Here is a 22313-nt window from a genome sequence, read left to right as displayed (position 1 = left end):
TCTAGTTTTTTAGATATTCTCACATTCATTAAATGAATTACCTCTTAAATCTATTGCAAGTTTTCCGTCTAGGTAAGTAGGTAAAGCTGTATTGAAATCTCCTTGTCTAATGATTGGAATAAACTTCCTATCATTGTGATTGTTGTAGAGTTACGCAGATATTATATGACTTTCATAACCTACACCTTTTTCTCTATTATTAGCTTTCCTTTTATACTCTTCAGTGCATATTATTATTACATAATCACTATCTCTTATCGAGCTTTCCATAAATTTTGGAAGTCTATCCCCTGGACTTACATCATAGCTATCTATTATGGTTTCAATACCGTCTGCTAATAATTTATCTGCTAAATATTTAACCCAATCAGAGTGTTCTTTACTTTCCCATGAATATGATATAAATACTTTTGGAATGTTATTTTCTGTCATCTAACACCTCATTAAAATAAATCTTCTAGTCTTTTCCAATAATTTAAGGGAGTGTAGATTATCCTCCTCTAAAAGAAAATTAAAATCTCCATTTTCATCAGCTAATATATTTTTGTCTTCTACCTCTCTAAAAACTAGTATGATATGAACGAGTTGTTTGCCACTTCTTCTTCGTGTTCTTCCCAAACTAATCCATATTTTTTCTCAGTTAAGGCTGTTTCAATCTTGCTAAGTGCAATCCTACTTTCATCATCTGTGGAATTTCTTTTAGATGATCTAGGTATTCAAGCATTTCAGCTCTTCTGATCTGTGATAGATTTTCCAATTTTATTCCACCTCATTTATATGAATCTCTATAACATCTTCAATTCTGCAATCCAATGCCAGGCAAATCTTTTCTAGTGACTCTAAGTTCACATAAGAATTTTTGCTCATTCTTGAAACTATGTTGCTTGTTATGTTTGCAGCTCTTTTTAAGTCTTCTTTGTTCATTTCTCTTTCTACCAATAAGTGCCATAATGGTTTATAAGAAATTGCCATATTATTACCCCTTATCCGTTTTATTGTTAAGATATATTGTATCATAAATAGGCTGATAAGTCACTTTAGCCTATTTTATACTTGTGCTTACGTTAGTATTTATTGAGATAGTCCTTGTTTTTTTTACTTGTCCCACTTGGAACTGCTCCAAATCAGACGGTCTCCAAGGGACGTCTAAATCGTGTAAGGCTATTAGTTTATTTTGTACATTTGTACCTGCTCCCATTTTTTGAGTAGAACCTAATAATACTCTTACTTCTCCTTTTCTTACCTTGGAGAATAGTTCATCTTTTTGTTTGTCTGTATCTGCTTCGTGGATAAAGGCTATTTCATCTTTTGGTATTCCCATATTCACTAGCTTGTTTCTAATATCATCATAGATATTAAATTCTCCATCTCCTTTTGGTGTAGACATATCTGAAAATACTAATTGTGTCGATGATTTTTCTTTTGTTTTATCCCAGATCGAAAAGATATTTTTTACACATACATTTACCTTTGAATTAGGATCATCTGGAAGTAGTGGATTTATTAATCTTTGATCTAGAGCAAGTTTCTTACCATCATTTGTAATCTTTAGCATATTATCTTCTGTTGGCTCGACTTGGTTGTTTCTAACCGCATCAGCTCTTTCTGAAATAGCTTCTAATATTTCTTTTTGTTCCTCAGTAGGTTTTGTTTTTATAACTTCAAAATTTGCTTCAGGAACTGGCAAATTTAACATATCTGAAGTCTTTATATCTGCTACTTCTTTAAACATGCTCATCAACTCTGGCAAGTTATAGAACTTTGAAAATCTTGTCTTTTGCCTATATCCAGTGCCTTCTGGAGATAATTCAAAGGTATTTTCTGTTTCTCCAAAAGTAGAAGCCCAGGCATCAAAATGTTCTAATCCTCTTGCCTTTAAATCATCATATTGAAGGTATCTTTGCATGGTATAAAGCTCTGTCATTGAATTTGATATTGGTGTACCAGTAGCAAATACAACTCCCTTTCCACCTGTCATTTCATCCATATACCTACATTTCATATACATATCTGAAGACTTAAAGGCTTCACTCTGACCGATACCCGCAACATTTCTCATCTTTGTATGCAAGAATAGGTTTTTGTAATTATGAGCTTCGTCTATAAATAACTTATCTACTCCTAGTTCTTCAAAGGTTATTACATCATCTTTTTTAAAATCATCATTTAGTTTTTCAAGTCTTACTAAAAGTTTCTTCTTTGTCTTTTCTAGTTGTTTTACAGTGAAATTTTCCCCTCTATTTCTTTTGTTCTCATCAATAAAGGAAACTATATCATCTATTTGGTCTTGTATATGCCTTACCTGATATTCCTTAGACATCGGTATTTTTTCAAATTGAGAGTGTCCTATGATGACCGCATCATATTCTCCTGTTGCAATCCTACCAATAAATCTTTTCCTATTTTTGGGTTGAAAGTCTTTTTTATCGGCCACCATAATGTTTGCTGAAGGATATAACTGCATAAACTCTCTACCAATTTGAGTGGTTAGATGGTTAGGAACTACAAATAATGATTTACTTGCAAGTCCTAACTTTTTAGATTCCATAGCAGAAGCTACCATTTCAAAAGTTTTTCCTGCTCCTACTACATGGGCAAGTAGTGTATTCCCACCATAAAGAGTCCTTGCTATGGCATTTTTTTGATGTTCTCGAAGTCTAATTTCAGTATTCATTCCATCAAAAGTTAAGTTAGAACCATCAAATTCTCTATTTCTAATTGAATTGAATTTTTCATTATAAATCTTTTCTAGCCTATATCTTCTATCAGGATCTTCAAATATCCAATTCTTAAATTCTTCTTTTATCAGTTCTTGCTTTTGACTTGCAAGCATAGTTTCTTTTTTATTCAATACAGAAGTCTTAGACCCATCATCATTTATTACTTGGTCAAATACCTTCGTATCTTTTAGATTAAGAGCATTTTCAATTAGCTTATAGGCATTCACTCTACTTGTACCATAAGTCATGTTAGCAAGGTCATTAGTTGAGTCAACACTTTTACCTTCAATGTTCCATTCACTTGTGTGTGGCGAGAACCTAACATTTATATTCCACCTATCATAACCTGGTGTTTTTAAAAGATTAAAAGTAAAGTCTTCTATATCTTTCTGAGGTATCCATGTTGCTCCTAACCTTACATTTATATCAGAAGCAGTGAGTTCTTCAGGCATAACTTCTTGTAATTTTTCTCTTTGATATTTGAGTTTGCCTAACTCGTTTAATAATGTGTCTTTCTTTTCAGAAGGTGCTAAATCTATTACATTTTCAATTTCTCCGATATATGAATTGAGATAACCAATCTTTTCTCTAATATTGCCACTTAGATACTCGTCAGCAGATACATATGAAAAATGAAATGGATCGTCATTGTCAAAGTTCTCAAAGGGCATTCTGTTATTTATTAGGTCTGTGTCCTTAATATCTAAAAATATCTCGCCTTCAAGTTCACCAATTAAGGTGTCCCTATCTTTATTAGTGATAGATTCCATATATTCAAAGTCTACATATCCCTTTTGTGAAACTGATAAAACTAAAGCTTCAAGAGAAGTATCTACATGGTCTACTACTTTTGCCTTTGTTATTGTTCTTTTTGAGAATATATCACTCTTAGCTTTGAAATTATCCTCATCATCAAGTATTTCTATTGATGATACTAAAGGAAAGTTTGAGTCTTCCTTTAAGGCTCTAGTGTTTGATAAGGAGTTAATAAAGCCATGTTTCTTTGAAAAGTTATCATAGACTTCATTTAACTTTGCTTGTGACTCTTTTATTTCTTCATCAGAAAAATCATCCTTTTGTTTTTCTATTACATCTTTTAAAGCACTCATTACATCAAGATAATCTTTTATCTTTTCTTTGTTTTTATCTGATATATTCTGCTTGATTAAGACTGAGTTTTCTCTTAGGTAGACTTCTTCATCAATGATAGTGTAAGAAAAATTCTTAACATCGTCTGTTGCTGGAAGACTTAATTCCTCATCTTCCAATAGTTCGACCTCTTCATATTTTGAATTTGAAGATATTTCCTTACTTGCAAGATCCATTAAATCTTTTAGATTTTCGTCTTCTCTTTCATCACAAGTAATTGTATTTCCAAATCTTCCAGATACTTCTTTCATATCCCCTAATACCATTTGAGGATTATCTACAAAATATTTGTTGTAAGTCAAACCATTTTTATCAGTTGCTAGGTGTATCCAATCATCATCTCTTTCTATAACTGAATCTCTCTTTTTCAAGAAAATAATATCTGAAGTAACCTCTGTACCAGCAAGTCCTTTAAATGTTGTATTAGGAAGCCTCATAGCTCCTAAAAACTCACATCTTGCATTAATATATTTTCTAACAGATTCATCTTTTTTATCCATAGTTCCAGATGATGTTATGAAGACAATAATTCCTCCATTCCTAACCTTATCTATTGACTTTGCAAAAAAATAATCGTGAATCAGAAAGTTATTTCTGTTATATTCACGATCGTTAACTTTAAAATCTCCAAAGGGAACATTTCCTATTACCAAGTCAAAGAAATTATTTGAGAAGTTTGTTTCTTCAAAGCCTCTAATTTGAATATTAGCTTCAGGATAAAGTTCTCTTGCTATTCTTCCGCTTAGACTATCTTTTTCTACTCCATAGATTTTAGACGCTTTCATTTCATTTGGAATATTACCAATAAAATTACCGACCCCTGCAGATGGCTCAAGGATATTCCCGGTCTTAAACCCCATATCTGTTAGAGTCTTATATATTCCATCCATTACCTCTCTAGGTGTATAAAATGATGTTAAAGTAGACTCTTTAGCATTCATATACTCATCATTTGTTAGATTTTCTTTTAAAATATTTCTTGCTTCGAGCCATTGTCCTCCCTTTTCTTCATCAAAGACATCGGCAAGACCACCCCAACCCAGATAATCAGCCAGATAGGCTTGTTCATACTCTCTTGGACTCCTATTTTCATTTTCAAGTCTTTTTAGCATTTTAATAGCTTTGATATTTTTATCTAGCTTTTCTGATGGTGTAAGGTATTCTGAGTAGATATGATTTTTCAAATCATAATTTCTAGCAAAACTTAGTCTTTCCTTATTAGGTTCATAGCCTAGATTATTTAAATCTTCTTTACCCCTAAATAAGTTTTCGGCTGCTTGTCTTGGGACATTGTATCTATCCATCATTTGGTCAATTTCAGGATTGTGGTTATCTATAAAGCTTTCTTGTTCTACTTGTCTTTCAATTTGTTTTTCATACTCAGATAATTTGTATATCTCATAATTTCCACTATCTAAAAGCTCATCAATCTTTCTACTTTCTTCAAATGTTTTACCCTTATATAAAGGAAATTCTTCGCCATTAACTTCTACCTTAGTTCCAGTTTCAATTAAGTTAATTCCATCAAAGGTATTCTCATCTTCTAAAATAAATTCCTTACCAACCTTTACTGCTAGTTTTTCTGATGTTTGACTTAGATTTTCAAAGATTTCTTCAAGGTATGAATCGTTTCTATATGGAATTACTTCCGAACCCCTATTCATACCTCCCATATATTCCATATTATCTCTAATGGTTACAGTTTTAAGTCCTCCACTTAGTTCATCAAAATCTGTAATGGTAAAGTCCTTATCTTTATATCTAACCTGATCACCTATCTTAAACTTAGGCTCTATCTTTTCCTTAACTTCTTCTTGTAAAGATTTTTCCTCACTTAATGCAACTTGTTCTACTAAATATGAAAATTCACGCTCATTTACTTCCTCACCATCACCAAGGTCAATCCTATAATGCTCGACAACTTCTCCGTCTACATAGTGGTCAAAATAGAATTTGAAATATCCGATATAATCATCAGTCATTTCTCCAAATTCATTTTCTCCAAGAGTTTGATTATGGTCTTTAACATCAATATCCTTTTGTCTTAGGACATTAATTAAGTCTTTAGTTACTATCTGCCCACTATAATCGGGAACTAATTCGTGGTTTTCATTAAATTCTACAATCCAATAATCTTTTCCGTTTTCAGTGTTTTTATCATCAAAAAAAGAAGCTTCATCAGCTTCCTTTTCTTGGCTTATTTCATTTTCTAAGCTTCCACGTATTCCTTGATTGCTATTCTCTTCACTGTTGCTATCAAGTTGTTCATCTGTCCTTGGTATTCCTCTGGATTCTCTCTCATCATCTTCTCTGTCAATCCTTGTGCTTTCATCATCTTGACTTTCTCTCTCTTGATAAAGTCCACTGCCTGATCTTGAATTTCCTTCAGATGATTCAAAAGTGTTTTCTCCTCGTACATTTCCTGAAGTTTCTTCCAGTTCTCCATGTCCTCGCTCCCTACTAGGTAAGACAGTCTTAGAACTGCGTAAGTCGGATTCGGAAATCTCTCCATAAATTCCAGATCCTTCTCCATCATGTCCAAGGTTTTCTCTTCGATCTTCATTGCTATTTCCTCTGTCGCTTCCATCTGTGAAAACTCGTCCATCTCTACTTCTTGACCTATCATCTCGTCTATATAAATCATCTTGACCTCCTCTATCTTCATTTATATTTTCTATATCTTTATTATAGTCGGCATCGGCCCTTTCTGTCAGCAGCCTAGCACGATCCATTTCCTTAGATTTTTCTATTGTTCTATCTATAATATCTTCACTAACTCTTGATATTACAGTACCTATCTGTTCTAAAGAAATTGTATTAATCCTAGAAAAATTATTTTTTAAATTTTCCATATCCATAGGATAGACTGTATTAAACCTATTAGCTACTGCATAGGATATTGAGTCTCTCATAAACTTTTCAAAACTCAGTCTATCCTCTATATCTATTCTCAAATCAGCAAGAGCCAAATTAATATATTCATCTCCATAAATTCGACTTAAAGAAAATATATTTTCATTAAGTGAATCACTAGCTTCAAATGAAAAATCTCTTATTATTTCTTTTAAAGCCTCGTTATGATTTTCGTGATCAAACTGCCATAAGCTAACCTCATTGATATTCCTATCCATTGATGTGGTCTGACTAATATCGAAAATATATGAAATTCTTTGATTTACATCACTTCCAACTAAAATTGGAATACCCTTTTGACCTCTCATAACAACTCGACCAAAATATTTTTTCCACATATCAAAAGTCGCACAAGCTCTAGCTTCAGGTTCTTTGTTATATATACTTAGTTGGCTAGAAAAATCATATTTTTGATTGTTACCTATAACTTTTAAGAGTTTTAAATACTCTTTTTCATCTTGCAAAACTTCATACTTTATTGCTTCTTGTATATTCTTAAAATCATTTACTTGCATTTCCTACCTCCATTCTATGAATTTCTTTTATAATAGCCATTAAAACATCAACCACAATAGAATTGCCGGCCTGCTTATATAGCTTGCTTGAAGTACAATTTTTTCTTCTTGGATGTACTTTGTCTAGTTTATCTATATCACTGTCATCAAAACCCATGAGTCTTAAACATTCTCTTTCTGTTAAATACCTATATTTACCATTTCCAATATCTATTATTCCAGAATTGGGTACTCTCATTTGTTTTGTAGAAATAGTATAAGAAAAATCTTTAATCACTTTTAGTCGCCCTCTAAAACTGTTATCTATACCTTTATTTAAAAATTTCAGCATATAAGGTTGGGTCATGGTGTAAAGTTCACTTACATCCTTTTCCAAAAATTCACTTAGTGGTCTTGTTTCTTTTCTCTCCAATTTATTAAAAGAAAAGTTATTTGCTCCAAGACATGAAACAACAAATATCCTTTCTCTTTTTTGAGGTATGCCAAAGTCCATTGCATTTAAGATTTCATACTTGCTTTCATATCCTAGGCTCTCTAACTCTTTTAGATAAATAAAAAAGGAGTCCCTCATATTTCTATCAAGGACTCCCTTTACATTTTCCCAAATTATCCATTTAGGTTTTTCTTTCATTTCTTTAATTATTCTAATTGTTTCAAATAGTAAGCTTGATCTAGTTCCTGAATTCTTTACTCCTCCCTGCTTTTTTCCTATTCTTGAAAAGTCTTGGCAAGGACTTCCATGCATAATTAGGTCTATATTCTCATTAGGTGCTTTATATCCTACTACTGATTTTGGCTTATAGTCTTCTCCATAAAGTGCGTTGTATGATTTAACACAAGCCTTATCTATTTCTACATAATCAACTACTTCATAAGGTATCTTTAAATTAATAAAAGCCTTTCTAATAGCACCTATGCCACCGAAAAGCTCTAATATTTTTACCTTATTCATTTAGATTATTCTTGTACCTATCTACAAGCTCCCTTATACTATCTTCTATTTCTCTTAAAAAGTCTTCTTTATCAACTTCGCCAGAGCTAATCTTTACAAGTTTCATTTCCCATTCAGATGTTGTTCCTGCTGATTTAAACTTATCCTCTACAATCGATACAAGCCTATTGCCTTTTTCTGTTACAAGTAGATTTTTCTTATCTCTTCTTATAAGGTCCTTATGGATAAGATTTTCAATAATTCCTGCTCTTGTAGCTGGTGTTCCTAAGCCTTTTCTTTCAACTTCTATATCTTTATCCAGTGATTCAATCCCTGCATTCTCCATAGCCTTTAAAAGTGTATCTTCATTATAATGACTCGGAGCTTTTGTAAATTTCTCCGATATATTTTTAGAAGTTAGCTTAATTTTATCTCCAGTCTTTATATCTGGTAATTCATTTTCTTGTTTTTCTTTTCCATAGCTCTTTAGATACTTGGTATAACCTTCATCGATTATAGTCTTGCCACTTGCATTAAAGTTAAATTTATCATATTCATATCTGATTTTTCTACTAGATTCCTTTAAGTTATCCGAACATGAAGCAAGTAATTTATCCTTAATTAGATTATAGATTTTGCTTTCTTTATCAGATAAATCTTTAGCTTTTCCAATACCTGATATAGTAGGAATAATCGCATAGTGGTCTGTAACCTTAGATGAATTAAAAATAGACTTAAAGTTTGATTCATTGATTTTAAAATCTTCTTCAAGTCCTTCTAATAATTCTTTCATAGTAGTAACCATATCATCGGTTAAATACCTACTATCTGTTCTTGGATATGTGATTATCTTTTTTTCATACAAGCCTTGCGCCAGATTTAAAGTGTCATTTGCTGAATATCCAAAATATTTATTTGCTTCTCTTTGTAAGGTAGTGAGATCATAAGGCTTATCTGGTTTTGTGCTTATTTCTTTATCTTCCACCTCTGTAATAACTATTTCATCTTCTAGTAGATTTAATAGTTGTTCTGCAACTTCAATTCTATCAATCCTATCTGATACAAGTTTCAATCCTCCATAAGATAGGTCAACTGTATAATATTTTTGCTTCTTAAATAGGTTTATTTCGCTATCTCTTTTAGCTATCAAATATAGAGTTGGAGTTTGTACTCTACCAACTGAATATGTTTCCTTGTAAATGCAAGAATAAAGCCTACTTAAATTCATTCCTACCAGCCAATCTGCAATGGCTCTTGCACTTGCTGATCTATATAGGTCTTCAAAGTTTTCTCCATCTTTAAGATTTCTAAAGCCGTCTTCAATAGCTTTGTTTTCCATTGAAGATATCCAAAGTCTTTTAATCTTCTTCTTACATTTAGCTTGATTATATACAAGCCTAAAGATAAGTTCTCCCTCTCTTCCAGCATCACAAGCATTTATAACTGTGTCGATGTTCTTATCGTTTAAAAGTTTCTTTAAAACTCCATATTGTTTTTTAGTGCTTTTAGATACTTCATAAATATATTCTTCTGGAATTATAGGAAGAGTGTCTATTGTCCATTTCTTCCATTTTTCATCTATCTTATCTGGTCTTGCCATTTGAATTAAATGACCAACACACCAAGAAACAATATACCCACCTCCCTCATAATATCCGTTCTTTCTTACTCTTGATCCAATTGCCTTTGCAATTGTAACTGCTACGCTTGGCTTTTCTGCTATTACTAACTTCATTAATACCTCCATAAATAAAAAAAGAGCGAAAGATTTCTCTCTCGCTCAAAGTATTTCTCCCGAATATTATATTATTTTCGGGAGAATTCTATTTACTTATTAATTTCTTTTTCTAGTTCTTGAAGAACTTTTATAATCTCTTCAAAGTTTGGATATTCTCCATATATCATTTCTGACATAGCCTTATAATCTTTTTCTATTTCAGAAAATCGAAACTCTCTTGGGACTAACTTCAATCTACCATTTAATGCATCTTCATACCTTGCCCACTTTCTAGGGTAGAATTTCATTTTAAATTCAGTCACTTTTTTTAATAACTCTTTATCCTCTAAGGCTTTGTTTTTATAATCTGATTTTGCTATTTTATATAAGTCATAAAAGTGCCTTGCATACCTATGTGGCATAGGAGAAGATTCAGGTCTATTCGCTTCGTGATGAAGTATAGTTGCCTTTTCCCAAAAAGTTCTCTCTGATGATACTGTTCTTATATTAGTTTTTTCTTTAAATACATTTGGATATGCTTCGCCAATTATCGGCAAAACTTCAACATCAATTGCAGGTGTCCATGCTGCAAGGCTTCCTATTTCAAGCCTTATATTTTGTGTCAAATAATTAGATTCAAAGATTTTAGGATATTTACATAGAATTGTTTGTGGATCGAGACTATCAACACAAAATTCAAAGTCCATATCATTTAAATCTTCTTCTAAAACTTTTAAAAATTCTTCTCTTAAAAATTCTTCTGTCTTTTCATTAACTGCTTTGTTGAATTTATCTTGCTTGGTATTTGACCTTTCTAACCATGGTTCTTTTTCTTCATAGCCTAATACTCGCCAGTCTAAGATTAGATCTATATCTTCAGAAAATCTTTCAATGAGTCCAAAGCATTTTGAAAGTGATGTTCCTCCTTTAAAGGTAAAATATTCCCTCCATTTGTTTTCATTAAATAGATAATCTAAGATAAAAGTAACCCAATAGTCCTTTTCAATAACTGCCTCAGATATATTTCTCTTTCTAGCTGTATTTACCATTAAAACTCTTAAGTCTTCTTTGTTTTCTATATAAAACTTATTCATTTTTGCCCTCACAAATTTCCCTTATTACTTCATATATCCATGCTGGCACTGATTTTGATTCGTTCATTAAGTCTATTCTTTCTTTTTCACTTAAGTTTTCTCTTATCTTTTGTATAACTTCGCTAGTTATATTTTCTTTACCTAAAGACTTAATTGCTTGAATAACTGTTGCAGTCTTTAAGGACATATTGGCAATTTCTCCTGGATTTACTTTTTTAAATTCTAAAATGGTATCTCCAATTTTATATTCCTTATATCTTCCACTAGATATATATTTATAATGTGTTGGTACTTGTGTTGAAAGTCCTAATAAGTTTAAGGCTGTGCTATTATATGGTGCAATATTCCAATTGTATTTTCTTGCTATAGCAATTGCTAATTCGTGAATCGATACTGCCTCGTACTCTCCAATTAATTCACTGTATATTGGATTATAATAGAATCCATTAATTACTCTTTTTATTTTATTTTCACTAACTAGTTGATTTAAAGTTCTACGAACAGTTTCATTTCCTGCTATATCTAAGAAATCATTGTTTATAAAAACTTTTCTGCTATCAAAATCATTAATTCTATTTTTTATTTGATCTAAATAGGAATTCATTTTGCACCACCTTTCTCCCAAATATTGTATCATATTCGGGAGAAATAATCAATTTAGATTAAATTTTCATATCCTTATAATAGTTCATCATCTTCATCTTCTGTTGATTCTTCATGACTTTCATCATTGTCAGATTCATCTTCTGACTCACTAATATAATCCTCATCATCTTCTTCAAAGTCTTCCAACATTTTATCTTCCTTAGCTTTGACTACCTTAAAATAGTATCCTGCTCCTACTACTCCTCCAATTACAAGTATAACAATTAGAAATGAACCTATTCCGCTTTTCTTTTCTTCTTTTACTGGAACAGTCTTAGGTTCTTCTTTTTTTACTTCTTCTTTCTTAGGCTCTTCAACCTTTATAGTATTTTTATCTTCTGATTCAATCATATTAAGTAGGTCTTGTTCTCCTACCTCTGTCAATAGCCTTACATTATCTTGATTTGATGAGTGATCCACTATTAGGTGCATAGTTTTTCCACTTTTAGTTTGAAATGTTAAAAATTGTCTTACATCTACTGGATTTTCTTTATCTTTTTCTGTATCTCCACTTGGTGTAATATCTTTTCCATTCCTATCTACATTTTCAATTACTGAACCTCTTGCCTTATTTTCTTGTGTTGCTAGACTATTTACTGCCTTAGTATTACCACCTTTTACAAGTGGTGTTTTCTTAGGAGGATTATTTGAAGGCTTGTTTGCTTCACTTGTATTTCCTGGTATTCTTGGAACATCTTGATAAGGAATTTCTTCTTTTGATGGTGTAAAAACATCATCTTTCAACATTTTTTCAAATTCTTCTTTTTGTGGTTCATAGATTGATTCGTTTTGACTTTCAATCTGTCCTTCATTTGTCATCGCAAATGTAGTTGCTGGTACTGTAAATGTAAAAAGGAGTAACGCTATGGCTACTCCTCGTTTAATGCTCTTATTCATTTTTTTATCCTTTCTTATTTTACATTTTTAAATACATAGACTGCTTTTCTAGCATTGTCCCATTCTATTGTTTGGTTTTTACCATCTTTAATATCTCCATGACTTGCTCCAAAAGCTTTAGCAATATTTGAAATTGAAGCATGAATTCTTCCATTTATAATCACTGGCTTAACATCTGAATTGTAGACCTTACCATCCGAATCTTTCATAACACCAGTATCAATATTTAGTCTTAACGTTTTTTTAGCTAAGATATTATTCTCTTTATTTGAGAAAATGGCTTCACGAGTAGAGTTGTCATACTCAACATTAAAACCTAGAGTATAGGCAATATATCTAACTGGAATCATAGTTCTTCCTTGGTCTACATAAGTTTTTACATCCATGTAAACTGTTGTCTTACCATCTTTGTTGATAATGTTATAAAAGTTTTTGTCTACTTGAAAAACTGCAAATTCTTTTTCATCTTTAACTTGTTTTTTGGATTGTTGTTCCTCTTGTTTTTTCATCTTGTTAAGATCAAATTGATTTAGGATATTCTTGTCATCAGCTTTCAAAATTTCGTCCCACTTCTTATCTTGAGATTTCTTATCTTCTTTCTTCTCTTTGTTTTCTTTTTGAAGTTTTAGAAGTTCATCTAATTTCTTAGATAAGTCTTGGTTTAGGTTTTTGTTTTTTTCATCTTTAGCTTGTTTTTCAAGTTCTTCTTTCGATTTTTTATTTGCTTCCTCGATTAACTTCTTTGCTTCTTCGATTTTCTTATCTAATTCTTCTTTTAGCTTTTTAATTTCTTCTTCAGAAGCTTTTTGTTTTTCTTCTAGTCCTTTAATCTTATCTTCTAATTCTTTTTTTGTATTTTCAGAAGATACTTTTAAACTATCAATAACCTTTTGAAGCTCTTCAATTTTCTTAAAGCATTCTGACTTAGAATTTTCTGTTTCTTTCTTTTTAGACTCTAAGTCTTTTATCTTAGTATCTTTTTCATCAAGAGCTTTTTCCAAACCCTTAATTTTATTATCTTTATCCTCAATTTCTTTAGTCTTCTTTGCAAGCTCCCCTTCTAAAGACTCGAGCTTTTCTTGCATTTCTTTGATTTTATTTTCGTTTTTGTCGGTCTTTTCTTTTTCAGATTCTAACTCCCATTTTGTAGATGAACAATCTTCTTTTAGTTTTGCATTTTCATCTTGTAATCTTTTTAATTCATCTTTAAGCTGAGTAATTTCTGCTATTAGTTCATCATTGTTAGAATTTTTAAGATCCTCAATTTCTTTATTCAATTGAGCAATCTTATTGTCTTTATCTCTAATCTCTTCTTCTAACTTAGCCTTTTCTTGTTTTAGTTTCTCTCCATTATCCTTGCAAGATTTTAACTTTTCTTTTAATTCATCTATCTTTGATTGGTCTTCTTTTCTCTTATCATTTAAGTCTTTGATTTGATTTTCTAAATCATTAATATTACTTATTGAACTTTCTATCACTTTTTTACTAACATCTGCATCATCAGATTTAGCTAGTACATTAGTAGTTGAAGTTGATGTTAAAACTAATAAAAGAGCCATAAAAAAGGCTCTTAGTTTGTTCGTGTTAAATTTCTTCATTATGAATGTTCTCCTTTTCTTTTAATTTTTCTTCTCTTTTTCTATCATTAATTTTCTCCATTAATTCTTCCAAGCTAATATTGTTTCTCCTAAGAGTTACAATTATTTCTTCATTTTCAACTTGTATTTCTTCATCACAAATTTCCTTGTATTTTGCATTTAAATCTTTCAATTTCTCTTCTATTTTTTTCTTTTTGTTTCTAATACTTATAAGTTTTCTGTTCACATAATATCTCCCTTCTATCTTGGTCTTCCAAAACCATAAAAGTGTGATTTCCAATATTTTGAATTTATTGATGTGTATTGAATTGGATCTCCTGCGTGAATCATCATTCCGTTACCTGCGTATATTCCTACATGAGATATTGGTGTTCCACTGTTATATGTTGAGTGGAAAAATATAATATCACCAGGTTGAGCTTCGCTTGGACTTACTGGGTTACAATAGTCTTTGTATATTCTCCATGCAGTTGTTCTTGGCATTCTCTTTACACCAGACTTTGTAAATGACCAACATACAAATCCTGAGCAGTCAAAGTTAGATGGTCCACTTGCTCCAAACACATATCTTTTTCCTATATGTTTTTCTGCTTCATTAAATAAGGCTTTTGCAGTAGCTGAATCAAAAGCAAGACCAGGATTTCCAAAGTTTGGATTGTCTACTATTTCTCCTAAGTCCCCATTACCTGATCCAAAAACATCTCCCATATTCCCCTTAGCTTCAAGAAGAGCTTCATAATGAACTACATTGTCTGGATAATCTTTAAATATTTCCCTAACAACTTCATCCATTTCTTTTTTCTTTAAAGTTACAATTAACTTTTTATATTCGTACTCTTCTTTTTCATAGCTAGTATAAGGATTACCACGACTATCATATCTTGTTCTTGCTACTGTTCTTGTTCTAATTTCAATTTCTTCCTTAAAATCAAGTTTATATATCTTATCGAAAAGTTCTTTTAAAATTCCTTTTACTTCAGATGCTGATTTTACTTCTCCACATCTTGAAGTTATATAGGATAAAAGTTCATGGGTATTATGACCAATTTCTCCTTCTTTATTTATAATATATTCGTCATATCCAGGATGACTTGTTTTTACACTTTCGATTTGTGATTGTAGGTCATATTCCATTGATGAAAATTCTTGATTAACTTCACTTAGAACTGTATCTTGTGATAGGTATGTTGTTGTCATTACTGAGTTTACTGAGTTACTTAGTCCACTCATACCAACACTTCCACCACCAATCATTATTGATAGCATAAGACCTAGTCCTATTACTAGAAATAGAACCATCTTGCTTTTTCTTACTATTAGCTCTTTAGAAGCCTTACCTAAACTTAAAATAGCTTTTTTTACTCTATCTACAAGTCTTGCTTCGTGCTTTTTAGCTATCATGCTCTTCATTTGTTTTCTTTGGTAAAACTTCTTAAATCTATTTTTCTTTATATAGGATTCTGACTTTTTTAAATCTTCCAAGCCGCTTTTAAACTCCAGCTTGCTTTTTCTATTTCTTATTTTCTTATCAAGTTTAGATAGCTTTTTTAAGGACTTTTTCTTTTTGTCTAACTTATACTTCCTTATTCCATGCTGGAGCTTAGAGCTTACATTAGCGGCCTTTTCTCCAGATTCTACACCAGTATTGTCAGATCCTGAACTTAGATAATCTCTCACTAACTCTGATGACTTAGCTCCAGATAATAAAACCCCAGAAGATAGACTTCCTTTAGTTTTATTTTTTAAGATATTATCTTTTAGCTTACTTTTAGACTTTTCAAGCTCTCCAATCTTTTTATCTGAGATAAAGTCTTTAACATCTTGTGCTTTCTTAGAATCTTTCGTTGTAACTTTCTTAGATTCATTTTTTAAGTCATCGATTTTCTTTCGAGTGAATTTATCACTTTTATAATTTTTTCTCTTGTAGTAAGTCTTCTTTTTATTAGCTTTCTTTTGTTCTGAAGGTTTAAGGCTTGTTTCCTTTTCATCTTTTATAAATTCTTGATTATTTTCTTTAATCTCAGGATTATCAAAAGTTTTTTCTGTATCAACTTCGCTTAGCTTATTTTCTTTATCTATCTCTTTAGAAATTTTTTCCTTATCTCTAAACTTCTTTTCTTGATAAAGCTTTTGCTTTTTATCGATATTAGCATTACTCTCGTTCTTACTTACTTCATCTTTAACAAGCTTTTCTTTTCTATATATTCTCTTGCTTTTCTTTGCTTCGATAGGTTTATCTTCACTTGTGTGGATTCGCTTAGACTCTTTCTCGTTGATTTTGTCTTGGAATTTATCCTTATTATGGATAAGTTTATCCTCGTAATTTTTAAGAACTTGTCTTTTACTTGATGGCTTCTTATTGCTTATTGGTTGAGCCTTAGCTGAAATATCATCTGTTGTTAGTTTATTAGAATTAATATTTCTACTGTTTTCACTATCAAAATCAACTTTTTTAAAGTCTACATCTAAGTCTTCATCAAGTTCAAAGCTTTCATCTGTCCTTATTTCAAGATTAGCTTGTTTTATTTCTTTGGTCTTATCTTTATTATCTAAAATTTCTTTTCTGATTCTTTCCTTGTTTTTAGACTTCTGAAAATCTTTTAGTTTATCTTGTTTTTGATCTTTTGCTAATACATTCTCGTGAATAAGTTTAGATTCTTTTTCTGAAATTTTATCTCCGAACCTATCCTTAGTCTTAATAATCTTATTGGTATAATCATCTGAATGAACAAGTTTACTTTCAAGATTCTTTTCAGGAGCGTCCCTATTTCGTATAATTTTCTTTTGAAAATCTTTTTTTAGTTTTTTATCCATATCACACCTACTTAGCTTCTTCTGGTTTTGTTGTCATTAGCTTATATAACATGGTGTCTTTAGGGAATTTATCTATAAATGGAACAATAGTATTTCCGAAGAATAATAGTCCCTCACCTGCGTTTGAATTAGTAATATAGTTTAACTGATAAGGCGATATTTTTAATTTCTTAGCAAGAATATCCCTATCTCCAGATGCTTGATTTAACATTAGAACAAAGTCTGTATTATCAAAGATATTTTCAATTTCCTGACTTGTTAAAAGGTCTTTTACGTTTTGAGTTATACCTGTTGGAATACCGCCCCATTTTCTAAATCTTTTCCAGATTTCTACTGAATATGAAGCAGTTTGTGGGTCTTTTAATAGAAGATGGAACTCATCTATATAGTATCTTGTAGACTTGCTTCCTCTATTTAAGGAAACCTTGTTCCAAACCTGGTCTTGAATTACAAGCATACCTATTTTTTTAAGTTGTGTTCCTAGCTCTTTTATATCAAAACAGAGCAGTTGCCTATTTAAGTCAACATTTGACCTATTATTAAAGACATTAAGACTTCCCTTAACATAAATTTCCATTTCTGTTGCTAGTTTTCTACCAACTCCCTCTTCTTGAGATAGGAGCATATCGTATAAATCTCCTAAAATCGGCATATTTTCTGGCTTTGGGTCTTCAAAATATTTTTGGTATATCTTTGGTAAGCACCTATCTATAACAGATTTTTCTGCAGCAGTAAGACCAGATCCTCCTACTACAAGTTCAAGCATAGACATTATGAAGTTTGCCTTATCCTTTAAAGGTGCGTCCCCATCTCCATAGTTCATATTTATATCTAGTGGATTTAGGTAGTCCTTTGACTTTGCCGAAACTTTAATAACTTCTCCATTAAATTGTTTTACAAGGTTTGAATACTCACCCTCAGGATCACAAATAATTACATCATCGTCTGTTACAAGAATTGCATTTGCCATCTCTCTCTTTGCCGAGAAAGATTTACCAGAACCTGGTGTACCTAATATTAGTCCGTTAGGGTTCTTTAGTTTCTTCCTATCTGCCATTATCAAGTTTTGGCTAAGGGCATTTAAGCCATAGTACAAAGAATTTGCCGAATCAATAAATAGCTCTTCTGTTGTAAAAGGCATAAATACTGCCGTTGATGATGAAGTTAAAAATCTTTTTATCTCGACTTGATTAACTCCTAAAGGTAAGACAGAAACAAGTCCTTGCTCTTGTTGATGAGATAATCTTTTTACCTGACAATTATGTCTATTTGCAATTGATGAAATTTGAGCAATTGTATTTTCTAATTTTTGATTAGTCCTAGCAAAATTCATCATTACTATGGATACTGCAAAGAGCCTTTCATCTCTATTTTGTAAGTCAGATAACATTGACTTAACATCAGCCCCAAAAGTATTTATATCTGATGGAATAATATCCATATCATATCCTGCTCGAACTGCTTTCTTTTGTTCTTCAATTTTCATTCTGTCTAGGTCTGTGTTCTTTCTTTTAATGAGTTTAATAGCTTCTGCTTGTTCAACTACATCTATATGAAATGCCACATAAATGTTGTCATCAATATCTAAAAACTCAGATAACATTCTGTCTGATAACTCGCTTGCAAGTATTTGAAAATGGCTCGTCGCTCCAATGAATTTCCCAAATTTAAAATTATTTGCTGGTGTAAAATTAAAGATATTGGGAGTTATATGTGATTTTGTAGACTCTTTCTTCTTCAAATCCTTATATGAAAAATCAAAGTTTTTGTCTGGATTTAACATATCGTGAACAAGTCTTAGTCTTTCTTCTCCATCAAGGCTTTCTGCTCTTACTCCCATAGATTTAAAGTTAGATAAAATATCTACTTCAAGTCTATTTAACTTTGCTCTTGCTTGCTCTAGATTATCGGCTTCTGTGGTAAAGGTTATATACTTCATCTTTTTAAGTCCGTTATTCCCCTTTGCAAGTTGAAGCTTTAACATCTCCCTAAACTCTTTTCTTACATCGTCATAGAAGTCTCCCTTATCAGCAATTTTAATTGCATCTTGTAGGTCTTTATTTCTTCCTAATTGATTTACATACGAAAGTTCAATGTGGACACTTGGATCAAAAGAATTTAAAAAGTTGGCAAATTGGTTAAAGATTAAATCTCTATCTTCTTCCAATGCCAACTGGTAATTTATATCTTGAAATGAAATTGTCTTTGAATAATTTTTTTCATCTAACTGGCAAATGCCCTCTGGTAACATTCTTATATATGGAATTGTATCCTCAACTGTAAATCTCTTTTTCTCTTTATTTAAAATTAAACTTAGAAGACTATTTGTTGGATCTTTCTTTGTTTTTAGCCTTCTTACTTCCTTTCGGTCTTTTTTTAATTGTTTTTCCCTTAGATTTAAGTCGCTGATTTGCTTTTTTCTTAGCTTCAAGGTATGCCTCCTTTCTTATTCTCTTAGTTGGTTGATAAAACTTATGAAGATAGAAAAATTTAAAATACTTTTCAGAAGTTAAAGTGTCTTTTTCATATAAGGTTATAAAAAAGATTGGCAGGGTTACTATTAGCATTACAATGATTGAAACATCATTAGGTAGATATTTCTTCATAAATAAATAGGTTGGTATGCCAATTAGTCCTGCCACCGAAAAACCTATAAGTTGTCTTTTGGTTAAGTTAAAGGCAACCTTTGTTTTAATCTTGTCCAAATCTTTTGGTATTGGTACATATGCCATTTTAATCTCCCTCTACTTCTTCTTTGGAAAGTTCAAGTATATGGTCATAATTAGATGTTGTTTCTTCTTCTAGGTAGCTAATTCTTTCTTCTAATTCTTCTTGATTTTCTTCATTTCTGTCATTGTATTCTCCTTGATACATAACAAATTCATTGTGACATCTTCCTAGTCTATTTATTCTCCTCTTTAAGTTTCTAATCTCTTCATTTCTTTTTTTCTCTTTTAAGATTTCATAAGTTCCTCCTAATAAAATTCCAAGTCCCAATAAAGCACAATTTTTCTTTTTTAACATTTATTCCTCCTAGTGCGTATTCATAATACTTTTTGCAACTGTTCCACTCTTAAACATCATAAGTCCAAGTAGTAGAGCATATCCTAATATACTAAACAAGCTTGCGTGAATATCTGTAATCTGTACCGTCCTTATTAAAACGGTGTAGATACCTAAACATACCATCAAAAACAAACCTTGTAATCCCAAGGCAAAAAGTCCCTTGATATAATTTGTTCCAATCTGACCCCATTCTTTATTTCCCATAGTCGCAAATGGTATGGATGATACTGATGAGTAGACATATATTTCAAACATACGCCCATATACTATTAAGGTAATAGTTAAAGATATACATTGAATTGCAATCCTTACAAGGCTTGTTTCAACTAATATCATTAAAAGCTCACCTATTTCTTTTTCTTTTAATGTATCAACCATTGCAACTATCTGATCTCCTGAAACAGTGGCAGAAGTAGTGATTACCCCTGCCGCTTTGTTTACAAGATTTTGTGCCACATCAAAGACTGCCATTGAAAATTCAAAGGCATGGCTTGCAAGGTAGACTGCTATAAACATCTTTATAATGTATTTGAAAAACTCAAAAGTATCTGTATCGTGCATATTATTCTTTTGCATAACCATATTTATGAGTTCAATACATAAAACTGCTGTTATGATAAGACCTGCTATTGGAACGATCACATTATCATTAATGTTTTTTATGAAGTTATACACTTCTCCATTCCAACCCATTGGTGTCTTCCCAACATCAGTTGCAATAACTCCTACCTTGTCATTTATATCTAAGAACATGGACTCAAGATTTGCTTTGATACCTCCGAGTAGCATATCCTTAAAAAATTCAGTTAGCTTGTCAAAGATACCAAACATAGACTTTCTCCTAATTTAAAGCATTTGCAAGTAGTGGAATTAATTTAATACCAATTAGTACAATTCCCCCACCGGCCATAAGCTGCTTAATACCTTGAGATTTAGCACCAGGGTTATCATTACCATAACCTTCCATCAAGTTAATAACTCCCCATGCTCCTAAACCTGCACCAATTGCAGTTACAAGTGTCTTTAAAACTCCAACTCCAGCTGTAAAAAATTCCATATTATTCCTCCTCATTTTCTTTCTTATTTTCTATTTTGTTTAGTGATTTAACTATAAAATTCTTGTAGACCTTATCTCCTTTTTTATTTTCTTTGAAATATCCAAAGACATGGATTAGATCTCCTTTTTCAAAATCTTTTACAATTTCTACCTTTTCTCCATATACTGAGCAATTTGTATATTCTTTGCCCTTTCCATATTTTTTTACAAGAGCAAAATTTGCTACTTGAACATTTTCTCCATCTTTTTCAAATTCTGAAAATTCAGCTTCCTTAACTAAATTTGCATTAATATTTATCATTTCTCTATCCATTAATTTCTTCTCCTTAATCTATAAATTTCAATTAAAAAAGCGACTGAACTTATATTTCAATCGCTAAATGTCTTATATATTAAATTGTTTTAAGTGGGACTTCTTATCCTTACCATCATAACCTCCTAATTTTGAGTATAAAAAAAGACGATAGAGTTTTTAATTTCTATCGCCTAACATCTATCTGTATTAATTTTTTCATTCAAAAAAATAGTTTCTGTTTACTTGTGATAGTCTTCTATTTTATCCTCATATTTTTTTATAAGTTCTCGTGAATAAACTTTTTTGTTTTTTGAATCTCTGACTTCTTTCCAAAGAATTGCAGCTACTTGTATTTTATTAGAGTAGTTACAACTATTTTCGTCTGCACAAAAATCCTTTAAAAATTGATTCCATTGACAAACCGAATTATCATACTTAGCATAATCTGATTTTCCATAATAAACTTTGAGCATATCTTGAATTGTAAAACTCAAATCATTTTCTCTTTTTACTTTTCTCCAAGCCGTTGCCATATCTGCAGTAAATTTGAAAGGCAAAACACCTGTTACAACAGAAAAATATTCTCTGAATTTTGAATTAAAGGAAAATTCACACTCAAGTAAAGGCATATCTAAAGTAATATAATCAACTTGTTTCTTTATGTTTTTTATTGATGACTTTTTAATCACATCACCCTTAAAGTACTGCTCAATAATATAAGTGAGTTCTTGTTTTGTACCTCTATATTCTAATCCTAATAACTTGCATATCTGTGAAAGTTCTTCACGATACCAATAGTATTTATTAAACTCATCAAACGATGTGATTTTATCAAACTTAGGTCTACTTTCTATCATTGTTTTATCCTTTCGAAAAGATATAAATATATGAATAGGCTACTC

18 protein-coding genes are annotated in these 22313 nt (G+C 31.1%); all 18 read right to left on the bottom strand.

What is annotated here, in order from left to right; all coding sequences use genetic code 11:
• Positions 1 to 150 precede the first annotated feature (150 nt).
• The gene (locus QNH69_RS05850; RefSeq protein ID WP_282929615.1) at positions 151 to 432 is read right to left on the bottom strand and encodes a toll/interleukin-1 receptor domain-containing protein; all 282 of its coding nucleotides are present in this window, start codon (positions 430 to 432) and stop codon (positions 151 to 153) included.
• A gap of 327 nt (positions 433 to 759) precedes the next feature.
• Positions 760 to 972, bottom strand: a complete 213-nt coding sequence (locus tag QNH69_RS05845; RefSeq protein ID WP_282929614.1) for a helix-turn-helix transcriptional regulator — start codon at positions 970 to 972, stop codon at positions 760 to 762.
• Between the two features lie 70 nt (positions 973 to 1042).
• Positions 1043 to 7297, bottom strand: a complete 6255-nt coding sequence (locus tag QNH69_RS05840; protein ID WP_282929613.1) for a DEAD/DEAH box helicase family protein — start codon at positions 7295 to 7297, stop codon at positions 1043 to 1045.
• Positions 7284 to 8249, bottom strand: coding sequence for a DNA (cytosine-5-)-methyltransferase (gene dcm / locus QNH69_RS05835; RefSeq protein ID WP_282929612.1), 966 nt, complete (start codon positions 8247 to 8249; stop codon positions 7284 to 7286). The genes QNH69_RS05840 and dcm overlap by 14 nt, the downstream gene beginning before the upstream one ends.
• Positions 8242 to 9963 (bottom strand): DNA topoisomerase 3, encoded by a 1722-nt coding sequence (locus tag QNH69_RS05830; protein ID WP_282929611.1) that lies wholly within the window; start codon positions 9961 to 9963, stop codon positions 8242 to 8244. Before QNH69_RS05830 ends, dcm begins: the two co-directional genes overlap by 8 nt.
• A gap of 92 nt (positions 9964 to 10055) precedes the next feature.
• On the bottom strand, positions 10056 to 11039 hold the full coding sequence (locus QNH69_RS05825; RefSeq protein WP_282929610.1) for a nucleotidyl transferase AbiEii/AbiGii toxin family protein: 984 nt from the start codon (positions 11037 to 11039) through the stop codon (positions 10056 to 10058).
• Positions 11032 to 11643, bottom strand: coding sequence for a DUF6088 family protein (locus QNH69_RS05820; protein WP_282929609.1), 612 nt, complete (start codon positions 11641 to 11643; stop codon positions 11032 to 11034). The genes QNH69_RS05825 and QNH69_RS05820 overlap by 8 nt, the downstream gene beginning before the upstream one ends.
• Positions 11644 to 11717: 74 nt before the next feature.
• Complete coding sequence (locus QNH69_RS05815) at positions 11718 to 12581, bottom strand: CD1107 family mobile element protein (RefSeq protein WP_282929608.1); 864 nt, start codon at positions 12579 to 12581, stop codon at positions 11718 to 11720.
• A 14-nt stretch (positions 12582 to 12595) separates the two neighbouring features.
• Positions 12596 to 14179 carry a stalk domain-containing protein gene (locus QNH69_RS05810; RefSeq protein WP_282929607.1) on the bottom strand — a complete coding sequence of 528 codons (1584 nt, stop codon included), beginning with the start codon at positions 14177 to 14179 and terminating at the stop codon, positions 12596 to 12598.
• Entirely contained in the window at positions 14166 to 14405 is a 240-nt protein-coding gene (locus QNH69_RS05805) for a hypothetical protein (protein WP_001080402.1), read from the bottom strand. The genes QNH69_RS05810 and QNH69_RS05805 overlap by 14 nt, the downstream gene beginning before the upstream one ends.
• Positions 14406 to 14419: 14 nt before the next feature.
• Positions 14420 to 16993 (bottom strand): C40 family peptidase, encoded by a 2574-nt coding sequence (locus QNH69_RS05800; RefSeq protein WP_111821620.1) that lies wholly within the window; start codon positions 16991 to 16993, stop codon positions 14420 to 14422.
• A gap of 7 nt (positions 16994 to 17000) precedes the next feature.
• On the bottom strand, positions 17001 to 19424 hold the full coding sequence (locus tag QNH69_RS05795) for a VirB4-like conjugal transfer ATPase, CD1110 family (RefSeq protein WP_282929606.1): 2424 nt from the start codon (positions 19422 to 19424) through the stop codon (positions 17001 to 17003).
• On the bottom strand, positions 19315 to 19725 hold the full coding sequence (locus QNH69_RS05790; protein ID WP_282929605.1) for a PrgI family protein: 411 nt from the start codon (positions 19723 to 19725) through the stop codon (positions 19315 to 19317). Before QNH69_RS05790 ends, QNH69_RS05795 begins: the two co-directional genes overlap by 110 nt.
• 1 nt (position 19726) lies before the next feature.
• The gene (locus tag QNH69_RS05785) at positions 19727 to 20017 is read right to left on the bottom strand and encodes a hypothetical protein (RefSeq protein WP_282929604.1); all 291 of its coding nucleotides are present in this window, start codon (positions 20015 to 20017) and stop codon (positions 19727 to 19729) included.
• Between the two features lie 9 nt (positions 20018 to 20026).
• Positions 20027 to 20890, bottom strand: a complete 864-nt coding sequence (locus QNH69_RS05780) for a VirB6/TrbL-like conjugal transfer protein, CD1112 family (RefSeq protein ID WP_000466919.1) — start codon at positions 20888 to 20890, stop codon at positions 20027 to 20029.
• A 10-nt stretch (positions 20891 to 20900) separates the two neighbouring features.
• Positions 20901 to 21116 carry a Maff2 family mobile element protein gene (locus tag QNH69_RS05775; RefSeq protein ID WP_000394204.1) on the bottom strand — a complete coding sequence of 72 codons (216 nt, stop codon included), beginning with the start codon at positions 21114 to 21116 and terminating at the stop codon, positions 20901 to 20903.
• Between the two features lies 1 nt (position 21117).
• On the bottom strand, positions 21118 to 21429 hold the full coding sequence (locus QNH69_RS05770; protein ID WP_282929603.1) for a single-stranded DNA-binding protein: 312 nt from the start codon (positions 21427 to 21429) through the stop codon (positions 21118 to 21120).
• Positions 21430 to 21650: 221 nt separating this feature from the next.
• Positions 21651 to 22268 (bottom strand): SAP domain-containing protein, encoded by a 618-nt coding sequence (locus tag QNH69_RS05765; protein ID WP_282929602.1) that lies wholly within the window; start codon positions 22266 to 22268, stop codon positions 21651 to 21653.
• Positions 22269 to 22313 lie beyond the last annotated feature (45 nt).

It is taken from the genome of Anaerococcus sp. Marseille-Q7828 (genome assembly GCF_949769285.1).
GTDB lineage: Bacteria > Bacillota > Clostridia > Tissierellales > Peptoniphilaceae > Anaerococcus.
Note: the sequence above shows the minus strand (reverse complement) of the source record. Positions and strands in the feature narration are given on the sequence as shown.

Bases quoted from the DNA above. Each gene is read 5' to 3' on its own strand.
- QNH69_RS05820 (WP_282929609.1), bottom strand. From the start codon at position 11,643: ATGAATTCCTATTTAGATCAAATAAAAAATAGAATTAATGATTTTGAT.
- QNH69_RS05775 (WP_000394204.1), bottom strand. From the start codon at position 21,116: ATGGAATTTTTTACAGCTGGAGTTGGAGTTTTAAAGACACTTGTAACT.
- QNH69_RS05790 (WP_282929605.1), bottom strand. From the start codon at position 19,725: ATGGCATATGTACCAATACCAAAAGATTTGGACAAGATTAAAACAAAG.
- QNH69_RS05840 (WP_282929613.1), bottom strand. From the start codon at position 7,297: ATGCAAGTAAATGATTTTAAGAATATACAAGAAGCAATAAAGTATGAA.
- QNH69_RS05815 (WP_282929608.1), bottom strand. From the start codon at position 12,581: ATGAATAAGAGCATTAAACGAGGAGTAGCCATAGCGTTACTCCTTTTT.
- QNH69_RS05810 (WP_282929607.1), bottom strand. From the start codon at position 14,179: ATGAAGAAATTTAACACGAACAAACTAAGAGCCTTTTTTATGGCTCTT.
- QNH69_RS05765 (WP_282929602.1), bottom strand. From the start codon at position 22,268: ATGATAGAAAGTAGACCTAAGTTTGATAAAATCACATCGTTTGATGAG.
- QNH69_RS05825 (WP_282929610.1), bottom strand. From the start codon at position 11,039: ATGAATAAGTTTTATATAGAAAACAAAGAAGACTTAAGAGTTTTAATG.
- QNH69_RS05845 (WP_282929614.1), bottom strand. From the start codon at position 972: ATGGCAATTTCTTATAAACCATTATGGCACTTATTGGTAGAAAGAGAA.
- QNH69_RS05850 (WP_282929615.1), bottom strand. From the start codon at position 432: ATGACAGAAAATAACATTCCAAAAGTATTTATATCATATTCATGGGAA.
- QNH69_RS05830 (WP_282929611.1), bottom strand. From the start codon at position 9,963: ATGAAGTTAGTAATAGCAGAAAAGCCAAGCGTAGCAGTTACAATTGCA.
- dcm (WP_282929612.1), bottom strand. From the start codon at position 8,249: ATGAATAAGGTAAAAATATTAGAGCTTTTCGGTGGCATAGGTGCTATT.
- QNH69_RS05780 (WP_000466919.1), bottom strand. From the start codon at position 20,890: ATGTTTGGTATCTTTGACAAGCTAACTGAATTTTTTAAGGATATGCTA.
- QNH69_RS05770 (WP_282929603.1), bottom strand. From the start codon at position 21,429: ATGGATAGAGAAATGATAAATATTAATGCAAATTTAGTTAAGGAAGCT.
- QNH69_RS05785 (WP_282929604.1), bottom strand. From the start codon at position 20,017: ATGTTAAAAAAGAAAAATTGTGCTTTATTGGGACTTGGAATTTTATTA.
- QNH69_RS05800 (WP_111821620.1), bottom strand. From the start codon at position 16,993: ATGGATAAAAAACTAAAAAAAGATTTTCAAAAGAAAATTATACGAAAT.